Raw genomic sequence first — 23,414 nt, forward strand, 5'->3', positions numbered from 1 at the left:
CGAGTATCACACCGCCGGAGGGAAAGGGCCGAAACGCTGGGACACCTCATACTTTCGGCTACCAGCTGCCAGGTCATTAGGTTAGTGTCGAGATCCTAACGAGGGAGGACTCCATGACCGTTGCAGCAACCCGTGGTCACCAGTCGACTCGCTTCGACCACGACCACGATGCGGCCGCAGCCGAAGGCACCGAACTCATTAATGCCCTCGCGGCGCTTCCCGAAACACATCCGGCGCGATCGGCGCTCCGCCGGCGGACGATCGAGGCCTGGCTGCCGCTGGCACGCCACCTCGCGCTCCGTTTCTCCGGCCGCGGCGAGGCGATGGACGACCTGGTCCAGACCGCGATGATCGGCCTGATCAAGGCGGTCGACCGGTTCGACCCGACGTTCGGCGTGGACTTCGCCGGTTACGCGATCCCCACGATCATCGGCGAGATCAAGCGTCACTTCCGGGACCGCACCTGGTCCGTGCGGGTGCCGCGCCGCCTGCAGGAGATGCGCCTGGCCATCTCCGAGGCGAACGCGACGCTCTCCCAGGACCTGGGCCGCTCCCCCACGGTCGCGGACATCGCGGCCCACCTCAGCGTCACCGAGGAGGAGGTGCTGGAGGGCCTGGAGGGCGCGCGTGCCTACACCGCGACCTCGCTCTCCACGCCGGTCACCGAGGAGGGCGGCATGGAGCTGGGCGACACGCTCGGCTTCGAGGACCATGAGTACGAGCTGACCGAGCTGCGCGTCGCGCTCGGCCCGGCGATGGCCGCACTCGACGAGCGCGAGCAGAAGATACTGACCTTGCGCTTCTACGGGAACCTCACGCAGTCGCAGATCGCGGACCAGATCGGCGTCAGCCAGATGCACGTCTCCCGCCTGCTGGCGAAGGCGCTGGTCAAGCTGCGCGGCCACCTCGCGGTGGACTGATTCAAAGATCAAGAGCCAGCGGGGGTACGCCTAGAGAGCTCCGCCCCCGCGTCTCGTCAGGAGACCCGGTCACCGGTTCGGTGCCGGGTCTCCTGCACGTCCAGCCCCGGCCGGACGCCCCGCCCGTGATCCACGGCGTCCTTCACCTCGTCAGAACGACGTGAAGGACGCCTGGGTCATCGGGTGGAGCAGGGCGTGGGTAGCGTGGCGATCATGCGCATCGGAATCGTGATCCTGCAGGACCGGCCGTGGCGGGAGAACGCGCCGCGCTGGCGTCAGGCCGAGGAGTGGGGCTTCGCCCACGGCTGGGTCTACGACCACATCGGCTGGCGGACGCTGGTCGACCGGCCCTGGTTCGACGCGGTGCCCACGCTGACCGCGGCCGCGCTGGCCACCTCCACGATGCGGCTCGGCACGCTGGTGGCGTCGCCGAACTTCCGGCACCCGGTGCCGTTCGCCCGGGAGATCACCGCGCTGGACGACGTGAGCGCGGGCCGGCTGCTGCTCGGCGTGGGCGCGGGTGGTACCGGCTTCGACTCGGCCGTGCTCGGCGACCCGGAGCTGACGCCGAAGATCCGGTTCGAGCGGTACGCGGAGTTCACCGAGCTGCTCGACCTGCTGCTCCGCGAGGACCACGTGACCTGGCGGGGCGCGCACTACGCCGCGGTCGACGCACGCAACCTGCCCGGCTGCGTGCAGCGCCCGCGGGTGCCGCTGATCATGGCGGCGAACGGGCCGCGCGGGCTGCGCCTGGTGGCGAAGCACGCGCAGGGCTGGGTGACCACCGGCGGCGTGCCCGGCGCGTCCCTGGACCCGCCGTCCGGCGCAGAGCTGGTCGCGCAGCAGAACGCCTGGTGGAAGACGGTCGAGGAGATCTCGAGGCGACTGGACGACACGCTGGACCGGGCCGGCCGGGAGCGCGGCACGCTGGACCGTTACCTGACGCTGGACTCCGCGCCGGTCTTCTCGCTGAGCAGCGTGGACGCGTTCGCGGAGGCGCACGGCCGAGCGGCCGAGCTGGGCTTCACCGACATCATCACGCATTGGCCCCGCGAGGACAGCTGGTACGCCGGTGACGAGGCGGTCCTGGAGAAGGTGGCCGCAGAGTTCCTGGTCGGCGCTCCGCACCTCCGGCTCGGCGCCACTCCCTCCGACGACAGGTGACGTGCGGACGACGAGCGTGTCCGCACGTCTCCGGCCCGCTCGCGCCTGACGTGGTGGTGGGCGTACCCGCGAAGAGGTTTTGATCTTTGCCGGGTGGGGGTCTGGCGCTCCGGGCGTGCAGCCAGCACCATTGGTCCCACCATGCACCCGGCCGGCAGGAGCGCCAGCAGATGACCGCGACGCACACCGACCAGGGCTTCTCGTTCCGGCTCCGCAGGGAGACCGGGCGGGCGCACCGCTCGGCCGAGGGCGCCGGCTATCTCGCCGCGCTGACCTCCGGGCAGTTGGACCGCGAGGCCTACGCGCTCCTGGTGGCGCAGCACTGGTTCATCTATGACGTGCTGGAGTCCGCGGCCGAGACGATGCGGGCCGACCCGGTCGCGGCGCCGTTCGCCGCGCCGGAGCTCACCCGGCTGCCCGCGCTCGCCGCGGACCTGGAGTTCCTGCTCGGGGCCGAGTGGCGCGACCGGATCGAGGCGACGCCCGGCACCCGTGACTACCGCGCGCGGATGACCGAGGTCTGCTTCGGCGACCCGGCCGGTTTCGTGGCGCACCACTACACGCGCTATCTCGGTGACCTGTCCGGCGGCTTCTACATCGGTGACGCGATCCGGTCCGGTTACGGCCTGGACGTCGACGGGGTGCGTTTCTACCGCTTCGACGCGCTCGGCGACCCGGACGAGTTCAAGAACCGCTACCGCGGGCTGCTGGACGCCGCGCCCTGGGACCGGGCGGTGCAGGACCGGCTGATCGACGAGGTGCTGGTCGCGTACGACCTGAACAACCGCGTCTTCGCCGACCTGCACCGGCTCACGTCGAGCTAGGGGATCGAGCTAGGGGGTCAGCGGGACTGCAGCGCGTCGAGCGCCACGGCCATCGCGATGACCAGGCGGCGGTCGATGTGCGGGTTCGGCACGGACACGACGTACTTGTCGCGGAAGCCCCACTGCTTGACCACGGAGAAGACGGTCTCGCCGGACGGCGTGACGAAGTCGAAGTGGTAGGGCAGCCAGGAGAGCGAGTCGACGAAGCGGCGCAGGATCGCGACCACCTGGCTGCGCTCCTGCCCGCGGACCTCGCCGACCTGCGGCTGCTCGACGATCCAGGTCGAGCGCAGCAGCGACGCCTTGAAGTCCTTGCGGAACAGGCCGATCGGCGCGCCGTTCGGGTCGGTCACGTCGTAGGTCGCGCCGAGGTCCATGATCTGCCGGGCCTTGAAGCCGAGCACCGGGACCTGCTTGCTGTCGTCCGTGTAGAGCGTGACCTGCTCCTTGAACGCCATGCGCTTCTGCTGCGCGAACGCGATCATCTCGCCCTCGGAGCCGTCCGCGTTGACCGCACGGACCTCGTACTGGTTGACCATGAGGCGAACGCGCTGCCGGACGTGGAACTGCTGCGTCGCCTGAAGCCGCTGAAGGTCGGTCATTACTGTCGTTCCTCTCACAGGAATTCGTCGGCCCGCAGTCTGGCACACCCGTGCGACATTTCCTGTCCTCCATGAAGCCAGGGTCTGCCCGATCTTCGGCGGGCCCTCGCTCGATCGGCCAATTTCGGTGCCCCGCCCACGTCCCAACGGGGGAAAACGCTGGTAGGCCTAGTGACGGGAGCCGGGCGACCGCCTGAAATGGACGTTAAGTCCGTTACATCCCGGGAGGCGATCCATGTCCGGAACACTGCTGTTCGTGCACGGAACCGGCGCGCACCGCATCGACGACGATCTCGCCCGGCTGCGCGCCGGGCTCGCGTCCGAGCACCGGCTCCGCGACGTCCGGGTGCACGCCGTGGCCTGGGGCAGCGCGGTCGGGCCGGCCGATCTGGACGTGACGCCGGTGCTGCCGCCGCACTCACCCGGACCGGAGACGGCGGTGGAGGTCACCCCGGCCGGGATCTCCGCGGCGGAATGGGACCTGCTGCTCGCCGACCCGCTGCTGGAGCTGCGCATGCTCGCGGAGCTCTTCGATCCCGGCCCGTCCGGTCCGGACACGCTGGACAAGCGGCTGGACGCGATGGCGCTGCCGGAGCTGGGACACGTGGACCGGGCGACGCTGGTCCGGGCGATCGCCGAGGTGCGGGACGCGCCGGAGACCGCGGACGCGGCGCTGGCGGCCGGCGACACGGCCGACCCGGAGCTGTGCAGCGCGGTCGCGCGTGCGATCACGGCCACCGCGCTGATCGCGGCGCCGGACGCGCCGATCGGCCGGGACGGGGCGGCGCGGGACGAACTGGCCGCGATCCTGGTCGCGGCGATGGAGCCGGAACCGGAGCCGGCCGAAGGGCTGGGCGAGACGCTGGTCCGGCGGGTGCTGCGCCCGCTGGCCGCGCGGCTGGCGACGCGGAGCCTGGCCCGGCGCCGCACACCGCTGATGGACCCGGTCACCGACTTCGTCCGGGACGTCGCGTTCTACCTGCGGCGCGGCGCCGCGGTCCGCGCGCTGATCGCGGCGGAGGCGGCACGGGCCGAGCCGCCGGTGGTGCTGCTCGGGCACAGCCTGGGCGGGATCGCGGCGGCCGACCTGCTCTCCGGCCCGGACCGGCCCGCGCCGGTGCGGCTGCTGGTCACGGCCGGTTCACAGGCGCCGTACCTCTATCTGATGGACGCGCTGGACGATCTGCGCCCCGGCGTGCCGGGCGCCGCGTTCATGCCGTGGCTGAACGTCTACGACCGGTCCGACCTGCTGGCGTTCTGCGCCGCGCGGGTCTTCCCGGGCGCGGTGGACGAGGAGATCGACGCGGGCGTGCCGTTCCCGGCGGCGCACGGCGCCTACTGGGACCAGCCGCGCTTCCACGCGCTCCTCGCCCACCACTGGCCGGGCTGAGGGGAGAAGGGTTATGCCTCGCTGCCGGTGATGGTCGGCCACGAGTAGGCCAGCAGCGCGGACGCGGCACCGAGCAGCGCCAGCGAGACGCCGCGGGTGCCGATCGGCAGCGCCGCGAGGACCAGCAGGATCACGGCGATGATGTAGAGGACGGCCTGGATGGACATGAGAGCCTCCGAGGGGGTTCGGATTCAGCTGTGCGGCGTCCTCGATACCCCCCGGTTCGCCCGCGCTAAACAACCGCCTGCCACCAGCCGTCGACCGGGGGCGGATCCGCCACGTCCACCCGCTCGCCGGGCCGGGGCACCGCCAGCGCCACGCCGCGCGCCCGCGCCTCCGCCCAGACCCGGTCCGGCGGCTCCGACCAGCCGTGCACGGCCAGCGCGAAGGTGCCCCAGTGCACCGGGATGAGCAGGCCACCGCCGGCCTCGCGGTGCGCGGTGACCGCGTCCTCCGGCTCCATGTGGATGTCCGGCCAGGGGTCCGCGTACGCGCCGGCCTGCACGATCGTGGCGTCGAACGGCCCGTACGCCTCGCCGATCGCGGCGTACCCGGGGAAGTATCCGGTGTCGCCGCTGTAGAAGAGCCGGTGCTCGGGCCCGGTCAGCACCCACGACGACCACAGCGTGGCGTCCCGGGCGAGGAACCGTCCGGAGAAGTGCCGCGCGGCCGTCGCGGTGAACCGGACGCCGCCGGCCTCCGCGTGCTCGTCCCAGTCCAGTTCCACGATCCGCCGCACCGGCACGCCCCAGCGTTCGAGGTGGGCGCCCACCCCGAGCGGCACCAGGAACGGCGCGTCCTGCCGGGCCGTGAGCGCGCGCACGGTGGACAGGTCCAGGTGGTCGTAGTGATCGTGCGAGATCACGATCGCGTCCAGCCGGGGCAGGTTCTCGATCGGCAGCGGCATCGGGTGCAGGCGGTGCGGCCCGGCCAGGCCGGACGGTGAGCAGCGGTCGCTCCAGACCGGGTCGAGCAGCACCCGGGCGCCGTCGATCTCGACCACCGAGGTGGAGTGCCCGAGCCAGGTGACGTGCAGGCCGTCCCGCGCGGTGAAGTCCGGCCGGACCAGCGGGACCGGCCGGGACGGGCGCCGCTTCCGGGCGCTGAAGATCATGCCGAGCATGGCCTCGCGGGTGGTGCCGGGCCTCATCGGGTGCGGCGGGTCCACGTTGCGGAACGCGCCGTCGCGGAACCGGCCGGACTTGGCGATCCGGTCCGCGCGGTCGAGCGCACCGGGCAGCCGGCGGGCGGTGCGCGGCGAGGGGCGCGCGGGCGGCCGGGCACCGAACGCCAGCGGTACGTCGCGGGCCAGCCAGGCGAGTCCGGCCGCCACGCCGAATAGGGCGAATACGGATCTAAGCCGCATTCGCCCAGGATCGCACGGGGAGCGGGTGCTCCCCGTGCGTACCGTCGATCAGCCCGTGACGTTTTCCAGCGCGGGCAGGTAGCCGTTGGCGTAGCCGGCGTTGTTCGGGTGGAACGTGCTGGTCAGGTTGAGCAGGTTGACCCGGTTGATCCACGGCGCGGCGGCACAGACCCCGTGCCCGGCGAAGATCGGGCGGGTGTCCGCCCAGGTCAGCCCGGCCGCCTGGGCCCGGGCCGCGGTGACGGTGGCGAGGTCGTCGGCCGCGGCGTTCAGCGCCTGGCGCTTGACCAGGCTGAGCCCGCCCGGGCAGGCGCCGGTCTCGAAGAGCCGCGGGTAGCCGAGCACGACCACCTCCGCGGACGGCGCGCGAGTCGTGATGTCCGCGTAGGTGCGGTCGAGTCGGCCCGGCAGCACGGTTCGGATGTAGATCCGGGCCGCCTCCACGACGCCCAGGCAGACCTCGTCGCTGCCCAGCACGCAGGAGATCGCACCGGTCGCGAAGCCGGCGTCGTTGCCGCCGATGGTGATCGTGACCAGATCGGTCCCGGCGCCGAGCGACGACACCTGGGTGGCGCGGACGTCGTCGGTGGTGGCGCCGCCGCAGGCGACGAACGCGAACGAGGACGTCTCGTGCCGGTTCACCCACAGCCGCGGATAGCCGTTGGGACTGCGCATGCAGGTTCCGGTCGCTCCGGTGGCGCCGGTGCCGGAGGAGTAGGAGTCGCCGAGCGCGACGTAGTCCACGGGTGCGTCGGCGTGTGCGGCCGGCCCGACGGTGATCGCGGCCAGCACGGTGGTGACAGTGACGGAGAGCCTGAGTGCCCAGTTGCCCATCCGAACCTCCTAGGGGGGTGCGGAGAGCGTAAACAGCGCATTACCAGCAAAGATAGACGGTGATTTCTGCTTTACCCACGGGTAACATGAACGGATTGCCCGCTGTGTCGGTCGTCCTATGAATAAAACGGGCCGAGCTGTCACCATCCGGGCATGGGTGGGGAGATCAAGTCCGGCCGGGTCGGCATCGCGCTGACCGCCGTCGCACTGGGCGGCTTCGGCATCGGCACCAGCGAGTTCGCGGCCATGGGGCTGCTACCGGAGATGGCCGGCACGCTGCACGTCTCCATCCCGTCGATGGGCTACGGCATCAGCGCGTACGCGCTCGGCGTGGTCGTCGGCGCGCCGCTGATCACCGCGCTGACCGCGCGGCTGGACCGCAAGATCCTGCTGCTCGGCCTGATGGTCGCGTTCCTGGTCGGCAACGGCCTCTCCGCGATCGCGCCGAACGCGCCGCTGGTCTACCTGGCCCGGTTCATCGCGGGGCTGCCGCACGGCGCGTACTTCGGCATCGCCTCGGTGGTGGCCGCGCGCCTGGTTACGCCTGCGCGGGCCGGCCGCGCGGTCGCCGGCGTGATGATGGGCCTGACCGTCTCCAACATCATCGGTGTGCCGGTGGCGACCGCGGTCGGCCAGCACCTGCACTGGCGGGCCGCGTACGGCATGATCGCCGCGATCGGCCTGCTCACCATCGTGGCCGTGCACTTCCTGGTGCCGCTGGTGCCGGCCGCCGCGCACGCCACGGTCCGCACCGAGCTGGGCGCGTTCCGCCGCCCGCAGGTCTGGTTCGCGCTGCTCACCGGCATCGTCGGGTTCGGCGGCATGTTCGCGGTCTACAGCTACGTCTCCCCCACGCTCACCGAGGTCAGCGGGCTGCCTGCCGGCGGCGTGCCGTGGGTGCTGGCGGTCTTCGGCGTCGGCATGACCGCCGGCACGCTGCTCGGCGGCCGGCTCGCCGACCACTCGATCATGGGCACGCTGCTCGGCGGCATGATCGGCATGCTCGCCGTGCTCGTACTGTTCGCGACCACCGCGCAGTACATTCCGGCCGCCATCGCACTGATCTTCCTGATCGGCGTCGCGTGCCAGGTCATCGGCACCGCGCTCACGATGCGCCTGATGGCGGTCTCGCCGGACGCGCCCGCGCTGGCGGCCAGCTCCAACCACTCCGCGCTCAACCTGGCCAACGCGGCCGGCGCCTGGCTCGGCGGCGTGGTGATCGCGGCCGGCCACGGATATCTCGCCACCGCCTGGGTCGGCGCGGTTCTCTCCGTCGCGGGCTTGGTCGTCCTGTCCGTGTCGCGAATGATGGAACGTGCACAACCACCCCTGGCGGCGGGTTTGCCCGCCGCACGAACGGGTAGCTGATCAAGGGCCGTACTCGTCCTAAGGAGTTCCCCATGCGTGTCCTGGGCGAGCGCTACCGCCTCGAACAGCGCATCGGCGTGGGCGGGATGTCCGAGGTGTGGCGCGGGCACGACGACGTGCTGGACCGGCCGGTCGCGGTCAAGCTGATCGCGCCGCACCTGGCCGAGGCGGAGGCCGTGGTCGAGCAGGTGCGCACCGAGGCGCGCTCGGCCGCGCGGCTCGCCCACCCGAACGTGGCCAGCGTGCACGACTTCGGCATGTCCTCGATGCTGCCCGGCCGGCCCGCGCCGTACATCGTGATGGAGCTGGTCGAGGGCGAGACGCTCGCCGACCACCTGCGCGCCGGCCCGTTCGACTGGCAGATCGCGGTGCGCGTCTGCGCCGAGGTGGCGGCCGCGCTGGCCGCCGCGCACGTGCACGGCATCGTGCACCGCGACATCAAGCCCGCCAACATCATTCTCACGCCGGCCGGCGTGAAGGTGCTCGACTTCGGCATCGCGGCGATCGTCGGCGAACCGGACTCCGGGCTGGACGGCACGATCGTCGGCACGCCCGCGTTCGTCGCGCCGGAGCGCCTGGAGGCCGACACGGTCACCCCGGCCACGCCGGCCGCCGACGTCTACGCGCTGGGCGTGCTGCTCTACCTCTGCCTGGCGCGGCGCCTGCCGTGGACGCCGTCCGACCTGCCCGGTGTCCCGCCGAACGCCATCCCGCCCGGCGTCGACCCGTCCCCGCTACCGCCGGTGCCCGGCCTCCCCGACGAGGTCGCCACGCTCTGCCTCCGATGCATAGCCCGCGACCCGGAGGAGCGCCCGACCAGTTTCGCGGTCGCGCTCATACTCGCCGAGGCGGTCGACGCCCAGGTCTACGTGCCGCTGGCCGGCACGGCCCCGCTGGTCCGCGAGGTCACCACCACCCCGGCCTGGGAGGACGCCACCGACGTCCTCGAGTTCCCCGGCCGCCACCGCGCCGACCCCTGACAGGTCAAACATCCGAGAAGCCGCTTTCCCGAGCCTTGATCCCCTCGCCCGCGTCACGGGTTGATCGTGATCCGCAGCGGGGTCGTGTTGCGGATGTCCTGCGCGCTGGTCGACAGCCGCAGGTTGTCGAACGTGACCGCGCCGACCGCCGGCCCCTGGTTCGCCTCGGGCAGTTCGTTCGCCCGGATGCCGAAGCCGGACTTGGCGTCGAACGCGTCGCCGCGCGCCCGCCACCGGCGGAGCGGCGCGTCGTTGAAGGCGTTGTACCGAGACCTCTGTCCGGACGCCGAGGGGCGGCACCGTTCGCCGCGTGGCGGCGCCGTTCGTCGCATATCGACGCGGGACGTTAGCCCTATCGGGGTAGCCCGGTCAGCGGAACCGCACGCTTGAGCGCTCGATGTTCCCGCACGGACAACGGATTTCCGCGAGCCCCACGATCCGGCAGATTCTTCATCAGCGCCGCCGAGGCGCGAGAGCCACCACTCCAGTGCCCGCCGGCCGCCGCCGACCAGCGGCGGCGCCCGGCGGGCCACCAAGAGGACCCGAAGGACCTGCACGATGCATCAGTTCCCGCCCGCCCGCAGGCACCGCCGGCGCGTCGTCAACCGGTGCCGGCCGGGGGGCCGCGCGGCGCGGCGGGACACGCGGCGGCCACCGGGCGCGCCGGCACAGTGAGCTACCGGTAGGGGCGGGCGAAGGGCTGGGGAGACTCCCGTCCGCCCCTACCGGTGACGAACCCGGAGGTGAGCGCATGCGGACCATCTACCGCTGGCGCTGGGTGGCGATGTCCGTGGCGGCGTTGGCGATGACCGCCCTGCTCGGCGGGCTGTCCGTGCGGGCGGACGCGACGACGGCGGAGAAACCGGTGGCGCCGTCCCGCGCCGAGGAGACGTTCCGGTTCCGGCTGCGCAGCGAGCCGGTCGAGGCGCCGGCGCCGGGCAGCACCACGCCGCTGCACGTGCGGCTGACCAACCCGCACGACGAGCGGGTGCGGATCGACGAGCTGGCCGGCCACGTCCTGGAGGTGTCCCGGCCGGACTGCCACGCGACCGCGGCGGACCTGGCGATCGGGCTGCACAGCGGGCCACCCGGGCTGCCGTTCACGCTCGGGCCGGGCGAGAGCGTCGACGCGGGCACGATCCCGGTCTTCGTGCCGGCCGCGGTCTCCGCCGCCTGCCGCACCGCGACCTACCAGTTCCTGATCACGGGTACGGGAATTCGCCTGCCGATATCGGACTCCGCATGAGGATTTTTCGACGATCGCGGATTCGCGAGATAATATTCCGGCGACGCGTACCGGTGCCCACGCTCTGTTAACGCCGACATTCCCGGTTCCGGGTGTGCCGGTCAGCTTCGGCGGTACGCCAGATCGGCTCCCCGCCCCGCGGGGAGCCGATTTTATGCTGGTGCCCATGCATTGGGACGATCTACTGGACCGCGCCGCCCGGCTGGCGAACGACGGCACGCGCCGCATCCTGGGCATCGCGGGCCCGCCCGGCGCCGGGAAGTCGACCGTCGCCGCGCGCCTCGGCGCCGCGCTGACCGACGCGGGCGCGGCCGTCACGGTCGTGCCGATGGACGGCTTCCACCTCGCGGACGCGGAGCTGCACCGCCTCGGCCGGCACGCGCGCAAGGGCGCGCCGGACACGTTCGACGGCGCCGGCTTCGTCGCGCTGCTGCGGCGGCTCCGGTCCGAGACCGACGGCGTGGTCTACGCGCCGGTCTTCCGCCGGGAGATCGAGGAGCCGATCGCCGGCGCGATTCCGGTGCCGCCGGAGACCCGGCTGGTCATCACGGAGGGCAACTACCTGCTGGTGCCGGACGGCGTCTGGGGCGGCGTGCGAGGGCTACTGGACGAGGCGTGGTTCCTGGCCCTGGACGAGGCGGAACGGCTGCGCCGGCTGGTCGCGCGGCACATGGCGTTCGGCCGGGACGAGGCGGAGGCGCGGGAGCGCGCGCTCGGCAGCGACCAGGCGAACGCCGAGTTGATCGCGACCACCAGAGGCCGCGCGGACCTCATCGTTCCACTGACATGACAGCGGCGCTATTGCACTGATCCGCGGTCCGGGCGGACGATATGCGCTCGTACCTTTCGGCTGACAGACCAATATCCGACTCGAGACCGGATCCGGAGGTTGGCAGGACCGTGACCCCGCGCCGCATGATGGCCGCGCACGCCGCGGTGATGGTCGTGCTCGGGGCCGCCGTCTTCACCCCGCTGCCGGATTCGCTGGTCTTCGCCCTGATCGGCCTGGTCACGGTCGGCGCGGTCATCGCCGGCGTGCGGCTGAACGGGCCGCTGCGCCGCGCACCCTGGTGGTGGCTGGCCGGGGCCGCGGGCGTGATGGCGCTCGGCGACACGTTCTACGGCCAGCACGCGCACGGCGCCCGGCTGATCGTGTCCGAGGTGGCCTACCTGGCGATGTTCCCGCTGATAGTGGTCGGCCTGATCCAGCTGACCCGGCCGAGCGGGCTGTTCCGGGACCGTTCCCGGCTGATCGACTGGCTCACGTTCGGCGCCTCCGTCGCGCTGCTGGCCTGGGTGCTGCTCGTCGGCCCGGCGCTGCGCACCGAGGGCGGCGACGGCACCAGCGCGGCCACCCACTCGCTCGGCTGCCTGTTCCTGCTGCTGGCCACGGTCGGCGTCACCATCGACACCCGGCTCAGCGCGTCCGTCACGCTGCTCGCGATCGGCGCCGCCGGCCTGCTCTTCGGCGACGTGGCCTGGCTGGTGCTCGACCTGCGGTTCGGCGGCTGGCCGGAGGGCAGCCCGTTCGAGCTCGCCTACCTGCTCTTCTACGCCGCCTGGGGGCAGGCCGCGCTGCACCCGTCGATGTCCAGGCTGACCTCACCGCCCTCGGCCGAACCCGGCGAGCTGCGACTGGTGTGGAAGGTCCTGCTCGGCGTCTCGGTGCTGATCCCGCCGGGCGTGCTGCTCGCCCAGACGCTGCGCGGCGCGGTCACCGACGGCGTGATGATCGCCGCGCTGGCCACCGTGATCTACGGTGCGGTCTTCGCGCGGCTGTTCGACGCGGTGGAGAAGCACCGGCGGCTGCTCACCCGGGAACGGCACCTGCGGGAGATCTGCGGCACGCTGGTCGCGGCGGCCGGGCCGGACGAGGTCGACCGCGCGATCCGGGGCGCGGTCAGCGCGCTGCTCAAGGACGCCGACCACCGGATCGTGCTGTCCGTGCACCGCGCGGACGGCAAGCCCACGGCCGCGAACAGCGTCTGGGGGCCGGGGATGCCCGCGCCGTACCCGTTGCCCACCCCGGCGGCCGCGCGGCGCACCCGGCTGCTGCGCACGCACACGCTGCACCCGGCGCTCGCCGACCAGCTCGGCGGCCTGCCGGGCACGCTGGTCTGCCCGCTGGTGCTGGACGACTCCGCGATCGGCCCGCCCCGGGTCGGCGCGCTCTTCGTCTCCGCGGACAGTTACGTGCTGCAGGTGCTGCAGGACAGCATCGAGGTGGTCGCGGTGCAGGCCACGCTGGCGCTGGAGCGGATCTTCCTGACCGACGAGATGACCCGGCGGGAGTCCGACCAATACCTGAACGCGGTCGTGCAGAACACCAGCGACGTGGTGCTGATCGTGGACGAGGCCGACCGGATCCGGTACTTCTCGCCCTCGCTGGCCACCGTGCTGGGCGTGCAGCCACGCGCGTTCGGCACGCTCGCCGACCTGGTCCAGCCGGACGACCGGCCGCAGGTGAACCGCACGTTCGAGCTGGCCCGCGGCTCCGGCAGCACGGACGGCGTCCGCGAGGAGTGGAGCCTGCTGCGCGAGGACGGCAGCCGCGTCGTGCTCGACGTCAGCTGCCGCGACCTGCGCGCGGACCGGCTGGTCCGCGGTTACGTGCTGACGCTCTGCGACGCGGCCGGCCGCCACCGCAAGGAGCAGGCCCTCATCCAGCGCGCGCTGCTGGACTCGGCGCCGGGGAAGAACCGGCGCTCGGTCACGAACCGCTTCAAATGATCGAGGCGCCGACCGGATCGCGGACGGCGCCTCGCCTCAGGTGAGGCGGCTGACCGCCTCGCCCACCCGCTCGTCGGACGCGGTCAGCGCCACCCGCACGTGCTTGGCCGCGGCCGGGCCGTAGAACGCGCCGGGCGCGACCAGGATGCCGCGCTCGGCCAGCCACCCGACCGTGTCCCAGCAGTCCTCGTCCCGCGTCGACCACAGGTAGAGGCCGGCCTCGGAGTGCTCGATCCGGAAGCCGGCCCTCGTCAGCGCCGCCCGCAGCCGCTCACGGCGAGCCGCGTAGCGCGCACGCTGCTCGGCCACGTGCGTCTCGTCGCCGAGCGCGGCCGTCATCGCGTCCTGCACCGGCTCCGGCACGATCATCCCGGCGTGCTTGCGCACGGCCAGCACCTCGGACACGATCTCCGGGTCGCCGCCCAGGAAGCCGCCACGGTAACCGGCCAGGTTGGAGCGCTTGGACAGCGAGTGCACCGCGAGCACACCCGCGTAGCTGTCGCCCCGCACCTCCGGCGAGAGCACGGAGACCGGCTCCGCCTCCCAGCCCAGCGGCAGGTAGCACTCGTCGCTGGCCACGATCGCGCCGCGCTCGCGCGCCCAGTCGACCACCTTGCGCAGATGCGCGGCCGGGAGCACCCGGCCGGTCGGGTTGGACGGCGAGTTGATCCAGATCAGGCGGACGCGTTCCGGGCCGAGCGCGGTCAGCGAGTCGGAGCGGACCGCCCGGGCACCGGCGAGCGTGACGCCCACCTCGTAGGTCGGGTAGCCGACCTCCGGGATCACCACGGTGTCGCCGGGCCCGATGCCGAGTAGCGTGGGCAGCCAGCCGACCAGCTCCTTCGAGCCGATCGTGGGCAGCACGCCGAGCCCGGGCAGGCCGGCACCGCACCTCGCCGCGAACCAGGCCGTGATGGCGGCGCGCAGTCGCGGGTTACCGGCGGTCAGCGGATATCCGGGCGCGTTCGACCCCGCGGTCAGCGCGTCGCGCACGACCGCGGGGACCGGGTCGACCGGCGTGCCGATCGACAGGTCGACGAGCCCACCGGGGTGGGCGGACGCCGTCGCCTTCGCCGGGACGAGCTGGTCCCAGGGAAAGTCGGGCAGTCGCGCCGCGAGGCCGGTCAGTGTCCCTCGCCGCGCGGCGCCTGGCCCGCGACGAACGGGTCGTCCTTGTCGATCTTGCCGACCTTGGAGGCGCCGCCGGGCGAGCCGAGATCCTCGAAGAAGCTGTAGTTCGCCGAGGTGTAGTTCTTCCACTGGTCCGGCACGTCGTCCTCGTAGAAGATCGCCTCGACCGGGCAGACCGGCTCGCAGGCACCGCAGTCGACGCACTCGTCCGGGTGGATGTAGAGCATGCGGTTGCCCTCGTAGATGCAGTCGACCGGGCACTCCTCGATGCATGCCTTGTCCAGAACATCGACGCAGGGCTCGGCGATGATGTAGGTCACGGGTCTCTCCTCCGATACAACGCCGCTCGCTTTACAACCCACGGCGCATAAGAGCCTAGTATCTCGCCGGGGAGGGGGTCGATCGTGCTCCGTAGGCAGGATGTGGGACACCGCGTCGTAGTGCGGCGAATTGTCGGTTCCCGCGGTGGCCGGACGCTCTTTTCCGACTCACTCGGCGAATTGGTCGCGCTGAGCGAGACCGAACTCACGATCGCGACCTCCGCCGGCACCGTCCGCGTGCCGCTGGACGAGGTGCACCGGGCCAAGCGGGTGCCGCCCACCCGGCGCCCGACCGCCGCCGATGTGATCGCGTCCGAGATCGCCGCGAACGAGGCCTGGCCCGCGCCGATCCAGGAATATCAGGGCGGCTGGCTGCTCCGCGCGGCCGGCGGCTGGACCGGGCGCGCCAACACCGCGATCCCGATCGGCGACCCGGACCGTCCGTTGCCGGCCGCGGTCGACGCGGTCGAGACCTGGTACCGCGCGCACGGCCTGCCACCGCGGATGAACATCCCGCTGCCGCTGGCCGCACCGGTGAACGAGGAGCTGGACGCGCGGGGCTGGACGACCGCGCCGCTCACGCTGTTCCAGACCGCACAGGTCGCCTCGATCCTGGAGGCGACGCCGGACCGGCACGACCTTCCGGCGGTCCGGGTGCGCGAGCGGATGACCGAGGAGTGGCTCGCGGTCGCGGCCGCCCGCAAGGGCACGCCACCCGAGGTCGCACGGCACGTGCTGACCGCGGTGCCGGAGGTCGCGTTCCTGGAGGTCTACGGCGACGACGGCACCCCGATCGCGGTCACCCGGGCCACCGTGACCGGCGGCGGCGAGTGGCTCGGCGTGTTCCTGGTCGACGTCCTCCCGGAACACCGCCGCCGCGGGCTCGGCTCACACCTGGTGCGCGCCGCCGCGACGTGGGGCCGGGAGATCGGCGCGCGACGCGCGTTCCTACAGGTCGAGGAGCACAACGCGGCAGCCGTCGCGCTCTACGCCCGCGTCGGCTTCACCACCCACCACACCTATCTGACCCGCACGGCTCCCGCCTGACCACGATCGAGAGCAAGAGCAGCAAAGTCTGAGAGCAAAAGGCGACAACCTTTTTCCCGCTTCCGGCGTGGCCGCCGTGGGCGTGCTCCCGCGGGCACCGGTCGTCGCTGGCGCTCCTCCCTGCCAGCCGCATCGCCGGTCACCACAACCCACAAACCCACCCAGCAGCACGTTCCCCCAGCTCCTCGTCCACCGGCCGCTCCCGGCGGCACAGCATCCGGCGGCGCACCGCACCCGGCCGCACCGCACCCGGCGGCACACCGCACCCGGCCGCACCGCACCCGGCGGCACACCGCACCCGGCCGCACCGCACCCGGCGGCACACCGCACCCGGCCGCACCGCACCCGGCGGCACACCGCACCCGGCCGCACCGCACCCGGCGGCGCACCGCACCCGGCCGACGGTGAAGAACGGGTCGAACCAGAGGACCCGGCCGCGAGGCTCCCCCACCTGGGCGTCAGTACCTCCCTTCGCCGCCGAGCTCGTCCGAAATATCACCATAAAGACCACGACATTCACCTTGACAGCGACCACGTGTCGCAAATCGTTGTCTCAAGCGCCGGATAACAACGATTTGCGACACGTGATCAACTCCCGGCCTCGGCCATGCTGAGCCTTCGGCGTCGAAGCGAGCAGTGCTCCGCAGCAACGCACCTTTATATCGTGAGATTTCGGGCGAACATCGCCCAGGCGGCCACCGCTCGAACCTCGACGTCAAGGTCAGTAATCAGCCGCCAGGCGACACAGGATCCAGCTCCCACGAAGCGGAAAGTGAGTCCAGATGGTGGACCGACCCTCACCGACCAACTGATGTTCGCTTTCTGAAAGTGCGCGCCGCGCAGACCGCCGCACACGAAACCCGGGCCTACCACCCACGAAAAGACAGCCGAGCCAACGGACCCCTACCACGCTGGGCCCCCGCCCTCCCCCGGAGCCCGAGACCCGCCGGAGGCGCTCTCGACCGCAGCCACCTCCCCAACGCAACCAATAACGCGAAATATCGGGCGCGCGGCGCCCGTGCGGCGGCCGTGCGGCCTCAGCGCGCAGCCCCACCGGTGAGGTCGGTGACCGCGACGCCGGCGGCGGTCGCGCGGGCGGGCAGTCAGGCGTCGACGTGCGTCGCTCGAACGCGGAGCGCCCATGCGATGTTCGCGCCAAGCACCCGCACGATGTTCGCGCGCGGAGCACCCCGCACGGTCTCCCGCACCAAGCACCAACGCGTGGTCCGCGACCTGCGGCTCACCCCGCACGCGATGTTCGCGCGAGTCATGTCTCGGGGCGCGGCAGGTGCCGCGCCCCGAGACATCGATCGCGTGGGTTGTCGCCACCACGCCGGGTCCGGCTCCGACGCGGCGACCGGAGCGGCGGCGGAGGCCGCCGCGGGTTTGCCCGCGGGAGCACGCCCAGAGCAACCACGCAGGAAGCGGGAATATCCGCTTTTGCACTTTTCGCATTGTGGGTGGGCGGCGTCCGGCGCACGAGGGGCTCCGGCGAATGCCCGCTGGTCGCGCTAGTGGCGGATCGTGGTGCGGCGGTTCCTGGTGGGGCGGGCGGCGGCGAGACGGTTCTCCTCGTAGCGCTTGAGGGACTGGGAGCGGTAGTCCCAGCCGAGGACCATGAGCACGAGGTAGCCCAGGATCGCGCCGCCGACGGTGAAGCCGAGGTAGAGCCAGATCTGGGCGAAGAACGCGCCGGCGCCGTTCATGAACGGCGAGTCACCGCTGATGAACGGGCCCACCAGGACGGTCAGCAGCATCGCGGTGGTCACGATCGCGACCAGGTCGCCGCTCCACGAGTCGAGCGGGCGGCTGCGGCCCCAGCGGAACGCGAGCACCGCGGTGATCAGGCCGATCGCGATGAACATGACGGTCGAGACCGTGTCCTGCGCGCTCAGGTCGTCGTCGAACGCGAAGCGCCCGACGAGCCGGGCTACCACGTTGATTCCGAACAGCACACCGGCGAGCACGCCAACCGGCAGCCAGCGGTTTCTCATCGTGACGCTCCCCTCCCCGGCCCGCAGATGATGCGCGGCCGGGACTCATAGGTCCAGCTGAACTTCTCGCGACCGGCTTCCTCGCCGTCCTTGCGGAAGATACGCCACGCGTCCTGGGAGAAACCTCGGGAACCCGGCTCGAATTCACAGTCCGGTCCGGGATCGCGGTATTCGACGGCCGGCTCGGTGACGGCGGTGCGCGGGCCGTACTCGGTGTCGATCCAGTCGAACGCGCGGGTGCCCCAGAGCGTGACCGTGATCGTCCGGCCGGACACGCGCACGTCGACGAACACGCCGTGCCCGCTGTCGTCGCGGATCCGCAGGTCCTGGCCCGGGCCTGCGGTCGCTTCCAGGACCGCGGGCAGATGCTCCCGGTAGGTGGCGTGCGGACGGTGCTCGACGATCTCCAGCCCGGCCCGGTACGCGGCCTGGAACACGGTCGCGGCCAGCTGCGGGCTGGCGTCCTCGCCGGCGGCGGCGTGCAGCGAGAACGTGTCGCCCGGCTTGACCAGCGTGCCGGCCGGCCGATCCGTCACCGCCGACGGGCCGTACGTGGTGTAGGTGGCCAGCCGTTCCGTGATGCCGAGCCGCTCCACGTCCGCGGTGGTGACCCGCGGCCGGGTCTCGGTGAACGTCGCGGTCACCGCCCGATCCGTGGTCCTCGGCAGCACCGCGAGCAGGTCGCGGGCGAGCGCGCCGGCGTCCACGGTCCGGCCGGTCACGCTCTCGGTGACGCGCGGCCAGCCGCCGTCCACGTCGACCGACGCGTCCCGCACCTCGGTCTCCAGCCCGGCGAGCACCGGCGCGAGGCCGTCCCGTAGCCGCTTCTCGTCGATCCGGGGCAGTAGCGGGTCACCGGCGAAGACCAGGCTCCGCGCGATCACCTCGGGCGAGATCTCGAACGCGCCGGCCGTCACCGGCGCGGCGGTCGCGGGCACGGCGAGCTCGCCGAGCAGCCGGTCGACGTCCGCGCGCGTGGTGGCCGGTGCGGTCTCGGTGAGCGCGACGCGGGCCACGTCCCGGCGGGCCCAGGCCTCGGTGACCGCGTCCGCCGCGGCCCGCGCGTCGATGCCGCGGCCCGGCTCCGGGTAGACCGCCTTCGGCGTGCGGCCGTCGTAGGTGATCGCGGCGGGCGTGCCGGGCGTGGCCAGCCGCGCCCGGACCGCGGCCGCGTGCAGCACGTCGTGCAGTTTCGCCTCGTCGACCGTGACCACCGGCGGCACGTCCGCGATGCCGATCAGCCGGCCGCTCCCGGTCACGGACGCGATCGTGGCCGGCACGTCCACGGCCAGGCCGATCGCGACCGGGTCGACCTTGACGATCTCGGTGCCGGCCAGCGAGACCGTGAACGGCTCGGTCAGCCGGCGCGCGCCGCCGAGGTCCGCTCGCAGCCGGGCACCGGCCTCCGCGCTGGTCAGACCGCCCAGCTCGACGCCGAGCACGCGGGTCCCGCGCGGCACGTCGCCGCGGCCGGCCCAGGCCACGCCGGCGCCGCCGGTGAGCACCGCGACGACCAGCACACCGGCCAGCGCGACCGGCCAGCGGCGGCGGGACGGGGTTTCCTCGACCGGGCGGAGGACGTCCGGCATCGCGGTGGGGGCGAACCCGGCGATGCGTGCGAACCGCACGGTCGGGGCGTCATCCTCGAAGGGCTCGGAGGACTCGAAGGGCTCGGAGGGCTCGGGAGGAGGGGGAACGGTCACGGTCGGCACCTCGGGGGCAGTGGATCGGCCTGCGCCATGCTGCCCGCGAGTTATGACGAACGGATAACGTTTTACCTGGTCAGGAGTGGTTTGGCGGAAGAATCACGCGGTATGCGACCACCGCGAACGCCATCGAGCCGGTGAAGATCGTGGCGAGTCCGACCCAGTTGTTGTCGACGAGCAGAATGTCGCCTTCGCTGGTGCTGCCGGCCGCGACCATCAGCACCGTGAACCAGGCGACCGCCGGCAGCGCCACCGCCCACTTCGCGCCGACCGTGCGCAGCGCGAAGTACGCCAGGGCCACGTTCGCCACGACCGCGCCGAGCGCGGACGCGCCGATCAGGAAGCCGCCGACGCGCAGCGGCGTGTAGAAGACCTCCAGGATCGCGGTCACCACCGCGGCCAGCACCACCAGCACGCCACCGAGGATCCGCAGCGTGAGGTCGGTGACGGTCATGCCCTTCGCCTCCGGCAGCGGCTCCAGCCACTCCGGGTCGATCGCAAGCGAGGAGACCTTGTGCGGGTACGGCGAGGGGGGCGGTGCGCTCACCTGGACAGCGCCCCGGCGGAGGCCTCGATGCCGGCGAAGAGGTCGCTCTCCCAGCCGTGCGGCCCGTCACCCGGCCCGCGCTCGCCGTGCGCCAGCGTGTAGAACTCGACGCCCATGAACTCGCCGCCGAAGTTGCCCGCGATCGAGTAGAGCCACGAGTCCAGCGGGATCTGGCTGGCGTGCGCCTTCATCGCCGCGACCTTGGCGTCCGCCGAGTCGGTGGCGTCGATCCGGGCCGCGATCTCGGAGTCGGAGGAGCCGAACGGCAGCTCGTCCGGCACGTCGACGCCGGAGAACGGGTTGCCGGCGGTCGCGCCGAACTGCTCGATGCCGGCCGCGAGCACGCTGCGCGGCGTGGCCTGGAAGTAGATCTTGTCGGGCCCGAAGCCCTCGGCGCGGGCCAGCTCGGCCGCGCGCATGGTGACCCGGTGCGCCTGAATGTGGTCCGGGTGCCCGTAGAAGCCGTTGTCGTCGTAGGTGACCACGACCTGTGGCCGGACCTCACGCATGATCTCGACCAGAAACCCGGCCGCCGTGTCCAGGTCGGCCTGCCAGAACGCGCGCGGGGCACTGTTGGTGGCCAGGCCCATCATGCCGGAGTCCCGGTAGCGCCCGGCGCCGCCGAGGAACCGCCGGTCGGTCACGCCCAGCGCGGCGCAGGCCGCGTTCAGCTCCGCCACGCGATAGCCGCCGAGCTGGTCGGCCGCGTCCGCCGCGAGCCCGATCAGCTCGGGCAGGTGGATCTCGCCCTCCTCGCCGAGCGTGCAGGTCACGAGCGTCACGTGGGCGCCGGCGGCCACGTAGTGGGCCATCGTCGCGCCGGTCCCGATCGACTCGTCGTCCGGATGGGCATGCACCAGCAGGAGGCGGTGGGCCGCGCTGTGCTTCGTCACCCGGGACACTTTACGCGGGGCCCTGGGCACCGGAGAAACAGCCCAAAAGCACGATTTCTGGAGGATGATCTGACAGTGGACTACCCAGGACTCGCCGCCCGCACCCGCCGGTTCACCAATGGAAGCCCGCTCTCGGTCAGCGTCGCGGGCGACGGCGGCCGGGTGGTCTTCATCCGTTCGAGCGGTCCCGAGGACCCGGCCGGCTGCCTGTGGATGCTGGACGCGGCGACCGGCGAGGAGCGGACGGTCGCGGAGCCGGTCGAGCTGACCGGGGACCGGCACGAGGGCATCACGTCGTACGCGCTGGACCGCAACGGGCGGATCGCGGCGTTCACCATCGCCGGGCGGCTGTTCCGGGCCGACCTGATCAACGGCGACGTGGTGGAGGTGGCCACGTCCGGCCCGGCCGTGGACCCGCGGCCGGACCCGGCCGGCGAGCGGATCGCGTACCTGACCGCGCACCCCGGGCTGACCGGCCGCGGCGAGCCGACCGCCACCACCGCGCTGCACATCGTGGAGCCGGACGGCACCGACGCCATGCTCGCCGGCGAGCGGGACAGCAACGGCACGGTCGCCTGGGGCGCGATCGACTACCTGGCCGGCGAGGCGTTCGACCGAGGGCGCGGCTACTGGTGGTCGCCGGACGGGCGGACCGTGTTGGCCGCGCGGGTGGACACGTCCCGGCTGCCCCGGCTCTACCTGCACGACCCGGTGGATCCGGGCGAGCCCGCGCCGAGCCTGGCCTACCCCCGGGCCGGCGGGCCGAATCCGCAGGTCAGCCTGCACCTGCTGGATCTCGACGGCGGCTGGGTGGACGTGCACTGGGACCGCGAGACGTACCCCTATCTGGTCTCGGTCCGCTGGGCGGACGGCGGCCCGCTGATCGCGGTGTTGCGCCGGCTGCAGCAGCACGGCCTCGTGCTCTCCGTGGATCCGCGCACCGGCGAGACGCAGGTGCACGCGGAGCTGACCGACCCGCGCTGGGTCGAGCCGATCGAGGGCACGCCCTGCCACCTGCCGGACGGCCGGGTGCTGGTCGGCGGCGAACTGGCCCACGACGGGTACGACGCACGCTGCCTCTTCGCGGACGGCAGCCTGCTCACCCCGCCCTCGCTCTACGTGCGCCGGGTGATCGGCCCGGTCGTCGGCGGCGCACCGGACATACTGGTCGAGGGCACCGACGGCGAGCCCTCCGAGCAGCACGTCTACCGAATCCGGGGCGCGCTCGGCGCCGGCGGCATGGAAGCGAAGCGGATCACCACCGAGCCCGGCTGGCACGTCGCCGCCGCGGCCGGCGGGCTGGTCGCGATCGGCCGCCTGTCGCTGGACCACGCCGGCACGCAGTGGACGGTCCGGCGCGGCGAGACACTCGTCGGCGAACTGCGCTCGCTCGCGTCGCCGCCGCCGTTCGCGCCGCGCCCCGCGCTGTCCCGGGTCACCGACCGGCGGCTGCCGGCCGCGGTGCTCTACCCGCGGCACCACGCGGGCGGCCGGCTGCCGGTGTTGCTGGACGTCTACGGCGGGCCCGGCCGTCAGGAGGTGCTGGCCGCACGCGCCTGGTGGCTGGAGCGGCAGTGGTGGGCGGACGCCGGCTTCGCGGTCGTGACGGTCGACAACCGGGGCACGCCCGGCATCGCGCCCAGCTTCGAGAAGGTGGTGCACCGGCGGCTGGCCGACATCGCGCTGGCCGATCAGGTCGACGCGCTGGAGGCGCTCGGCGAGAAGCACCCGGACCTGGACCTGCACCGGGTCGCGATCCGCGGCTGGGCGCTCGGCGGCTGGCTGGCCGCGCTCGCGGTACTGCGCCGCCCGGACGTCTTCGCCTGCGGCGTCGCGCGCACGCCGCTGACCGATTTCGCACTGCACAACACCGCGTTCACCGAGCGATATCTCGGCCTGCCGGACGACGAGGTCTACGCGCGGCACAACCTGGTGGAGATCGCGGCCGAGCCGCCGCTCCGGCCGGAGGACGCGCGCCCGCTGCTGCTGGTGCACGGCATGGCGGACGACTCGATCATCGCGGCGCACACGCTGCGGCTCTCCGCGTCGATGGTGTCGGCCGGTCGTCCGCACGCGGTGCTGCCGCTCTCCGGCGTGGCGCGGCTGGCCGCGGACGGCGTGGTCGAGCGGCTGCTCCCGTTGGAGCTGGACTTCGTGCGCCGGCACATCTAGAACCACGACGATCAAAGCCTCAGGGCCTTCTGCCCGCTTCCGGCGTGGTCGCGTCCCGAGTGCTCCCGCGGGCACCGGTCGTCGCTGGCGCTCCTCCCTGCGAGTCCCGCCGTGGTCCCGCCGAAAACCGCACCGGCCCCTCGCCAACGGTCGTGGACAGGCCCCAGGGCGCCCGCGGTC

General features: G+C 72.6%; 22 protein-coding genes. 11 read left to right on the plus strand and 11 right to left on the minus strand.

The features are described from left to right. Positions 1-113: 113 nt before the first annotated feature. The 3 genes from J2S43_RS30775 to J2S43_RS30785 all read left to right on the plus strand — a co-directional run bounded on the left by J2S43_RS30775 (position 114) and on the right by J2S43_RS30785 (position 2,908). Entirely contained in the window at positions 114-920 is an 807-nt protein-coding gene (locus J2S43_RS30775) for a SigB/SigF/SigG family RNA polymerase sigma factor (protein WP_306835061.1), read from the plus strand. A gap of 213 nt (positions 921-1,133) precedes the next feature. After that, positions 1,134-2,084 carry an LLM class flavin-dependent oxidoreductase gene (locus J2S43_RS30780; RefSeq protein WP_306835062.1) on the plus strand — a complete coding sequence of 317 codons (951 nt, stop codon included), beginning with the start codon at positions 1,134-1,136 and terminating at the stop codon, positions 2,082-2,084. Between the two features lie 170 nt (positions 2,085-2,254). Then, positions 2,255-2,908 (plus strand): biliverdin-producing heme oxygenase, encoded by a 654-nt coding sequence (locus J2S43_RS30785; protein WP_306835063.1) that lies wholly within the window; start codon positions 2,255-2,257, stop codon positions 2,906-2,908. Positions 2,909-2,925: 17 nt separating this feature from the next. On the opposite strand, the gene J2S43_RS30790 is transcribed toward J2S43_RS30785, so the two are convergent. Beyond that, on the minus strand, positions 2,926-3,510 hold the full coding sequence (locus tag J2S43_RS30790) for an LURP-one-related family protein (RefSeq protein WP_306835064.1): 585 nt from the start codon (positions 3,508-3,510) through the stop codon (positions 2,926-2,928). 235 nt (positions 3,511-3,745) lie between these two features. Here J2S43_RS30790 and J2S43_RS30795 point away from each other — a divergent pair, with 235 nt between their 5' ends. Further along, on the plus strand, positions 3,746-4,900 hold the full coding sequence (locus J2S43_RS30795) for a hypothetical protein (protein WP_306835065.1): 1,155 nt from the start codon (positions 3,746-3,748) through the stop codon (positions 4,898-4,900). A gap of 11 nt (positions 4,901-4,911) precedes the next feature. Here J2S43_RS30795 and J2S43_RS30800 read toward each other — a convergent pair whose 3' ends face one another. The 3 genes from J2S43_RS30800 to J2S43_RS30810 form a co-directional block, all read right to left on the minus strand. After that, positions 4,912-5,067 carry a hypothetical protein gene (locus J2S43_RS30800; RefSeq protein WP_306835066.1) on the minus strand — a complete coding sequence of 52 codons (156 nt, stop codon included), beginning with the start codon at positions 5,065-5,067 and terminating at the stop codon, positions 4,912-4,914. A gap of 65 nt (positions 5,068-5,132) precedes the next feature. Then, complete coding sequence (locus J2S43_RS30805) at positions 5,133-6,266, minus strand: MBL fold metallo-hydrolase (protein WP_306835067.1); 1,134 nt, start codon at positions 6,264-6,266, stop codon at positions 5,133-5,135. Positions 6,267-6,314: 48 nt separating this feature from the next. Further along, positions 6,315-7,100 carry an SGNH/GDSL hydrolase family protein gene (locus J2S43_RS30810; RefSeq protein ID WP_306835068.1) on the minus strand — a complete coding sequence of 262 codons (786 nt, stop codon included), beginning with the start codon at positions 7,098-7,100 and terminating at the stop codon, positions 6,315-6,317. Positions 7,101-7,253: 153 nt separating this feature from the next. Between J2S43_RS30810 and J2S43_RS30815 the strand changes: the two genes are divergently transcribed. Continuing rightward, complete coding sequence (locus J2S43_RS30815; protein WP_306835069.1) at positions 7,254-8,468, plus strand: MFS transporter; 1,215 nt, start codon at positions 7,254-7,256, stop codon at positions 8,466-8,468. A gap of 32 nt (positions 8,469-8,500) precedes the next feature. After that, positions 8,501-9,448, plus strand: a complete 948-nt coding sequence (locus tag J2S43_RS30820; RefSeq protein ID WP_306835070.1) for a serine/threonine-protein kinase — start codon at positions 8,501-8,503, stop codon at positions 9,446-9,448. Positions 9,449-9,501: 53 nt separating this feature from the next. Here J2S43_RS30820 and J2S43_RS30825 read toward each other — a convergent pair whose 3' ends face one another. Further along, positions 9,502-9,780 carry a hypothetical protein gene (locus J2S43_RS30825; protein ID WP_306835071.1) on the minus strand — a complete coding sequence of 93 codons (279 nt, stop codon included), beginning with the start codon at positions 9,778-9,780 and terminating at the stop codon, positions 9,502-9,504. 419 nt (positions 9,781-10,199) lie between these two features. On the opposite strand from J2S43_RS30825, the gene J2S43_RS30830 reads away from it, so the two are divergent. The 3 genes from J2S43_RS30830 (at position 10,200) to J2S43_RS30840 (ending at position 13,424) form a co-directional block, all read left to right on the plus strand. Continuing rightward, complete coding sequence (locus J2S43_RS30830) at positions 10,200-10,694, plus strand: hypothetical protein (protein ID WP_306835072.1); 495 nt, start codon at positions 10,200-10,202, stop codon at positions 10,692-10,694. Positions 10,695-10,860: 166 nt separating this feature from the next. Continuing rightward, positions 10,861-11,484 (plus strand): nucleoside/nucleotide kinase family protein, encoded by a 624-nt coding sequence (locus J2S43_RS30835; RefSeq protein WP_370881675.1) that lies wholly within the window; start codon positions 10,861-10,863, stop codon positions 11,482-11,484. Positions 11,485-11,594: 110 nt separating this feature from the next. Then, a complete protein-coding gene (locus tag J2S43_RS30840; protein WP_306835074.1) occupies positions 11,595-13,424 on the plus strand; it encodes a PAS domain S-box protein in 1,830 nt (609 codons plus the stop codon). 36 nt (positions 13,425-13,460) lie between these two features. Here J2S43_RS30840 and dapC read toward each other — a convergent pair whose 3' ends face one another. Both dapC and fdxA read right to left on the minus strand, forming a co-directional pair. Next, positions 13,461-14,552, minus strand: coding sequence for a succinyldiaminopimelate transaminase (gene dapC, locus J2S43_RS30845; protein WP_306839556.1), 1,092 nt, complete (start codon positions 14,550-14,552; stop codon positions 13,461-13,463). Next, positions 14,549-14,875 (minus strand): ferredoxin, encoded by a 327-nt coding sequence (gene fdxA, locus J2S43_RS30850; RefSeq protein ID WP_306835075.1) that lies wholly within the window; start codon positions 14,873-14,875, stop codon positions 14,549-14,551. Before fdxA ends, dapC begins: the two co-directional genes overlap by 4 nt. 84 nt (positions 14,876-14,959) lie before the next feature. On the opposite strand from fdxA, the gene J2S43_RS30855 reads away from it, so the two are divergent. Further along, positions 14,960-15,922 (plus strand): GNAT family N-acetyltransferase, encoded by a 963-nt coding sequence (locus tag J2S43_RS30855; protein ID WP_306835076.1) that lies wholly within the window; start codon positions 14,960-14,962, stop codon positions 15,920-15,922. A gap of 1,511 nt (positions 15,923-17,433) precedes the next feature. Here the strand turns inward: J2S43_RS30855 and J2S43_RS30860 are convergent. From J2S43_RS30860 to mshB, 4 genes are all read right to left on the minus strand, one after another. Then, positions 17,434-17,916 carry a hypothetical protein gene (locus tag J2S43_RS30860; protein WP_306835077.1) on the minus strand — a complete coding sequence of 161 codons (483 nt, stop codon included), beginning with the start codon at positions 17,914-17,916 and terminating at the stop codon, positions 17,434-17,436. Further along, positions 17,913-19,619 carry a VanW family protein gene (locus J2S43_RS30865; RefSeq protein ID WP_306835078.1) on the minus strand — a complete coding sequence of 569 codons (1,707 nt, stop codon included), beginning with the start codon at positions 19,617-19,619 and terminating at the stop codon, positions 17,913-17,915. Before J2S43_RS30865 ends, J2S43_RS30860 begins: the two co-directional genes overlap by 4 nt. A gap of 79 nt (positions 19,620-19,698) precedes the next feature. Next, positions 19,699-20,169 carry a hypothetical protein gene (locus tag J2S43_RS30870; protein ID WP_306835079.1) on the minus strand — a complete coding sequence of 157 codons (471 nt, stop codon included), beginning with the start codon at positions 20,167-20,169 and terminating at the stop codon, positions 19,699-19,701. Then, a complete protein-coding gene (gene mshB, locus J2S43_RS30875) occupies positions 20,166-21,062 on the minus strand; it encodes an N-acetyl-1-D-myo-inositol-2-amino-2-deoxy-alpha-D-glucopyranoside deacetylase (RefSeq protein ID WP_306835080.1) in 897 nt (298 codons plus the stop codon). The genes J2S43_RS30870 and mshB overlap by 4 nt, the downstream gene beginning before the upstream one ends. 75 nt (positions 21,063-21,137) lie before the next feature. Here mshB and J2S43_RS30880 point away from each other — a divergent pair, with 75 nt between their 5' ends. Continuing rightward, positions 21,138-23,234 carry a S9 family peptidase gene (locus J2S43_RS30880; RefSeq protein WP_306835081.1) on the plus strand — a complete coding sequence of 699 codons (2,097 nt, stop codon included), beginning with the start codon at positions 21,138-21,140 and terminating at the stop codon, positions 23,232-23,234. The last annotated feature ends 180 nt before the right edge of the window (positions 23,235-23,414 follow it).

This window comes from Catenuloplanes nepalensis, from assembly GCF_030811575.1.
GTDB lineage: Bacteria > Actinomycetota > Actinomycetes > Mycobacteriales > Micromonosporaceae > Catenuloplanes > Catenuloplanes nepalensis.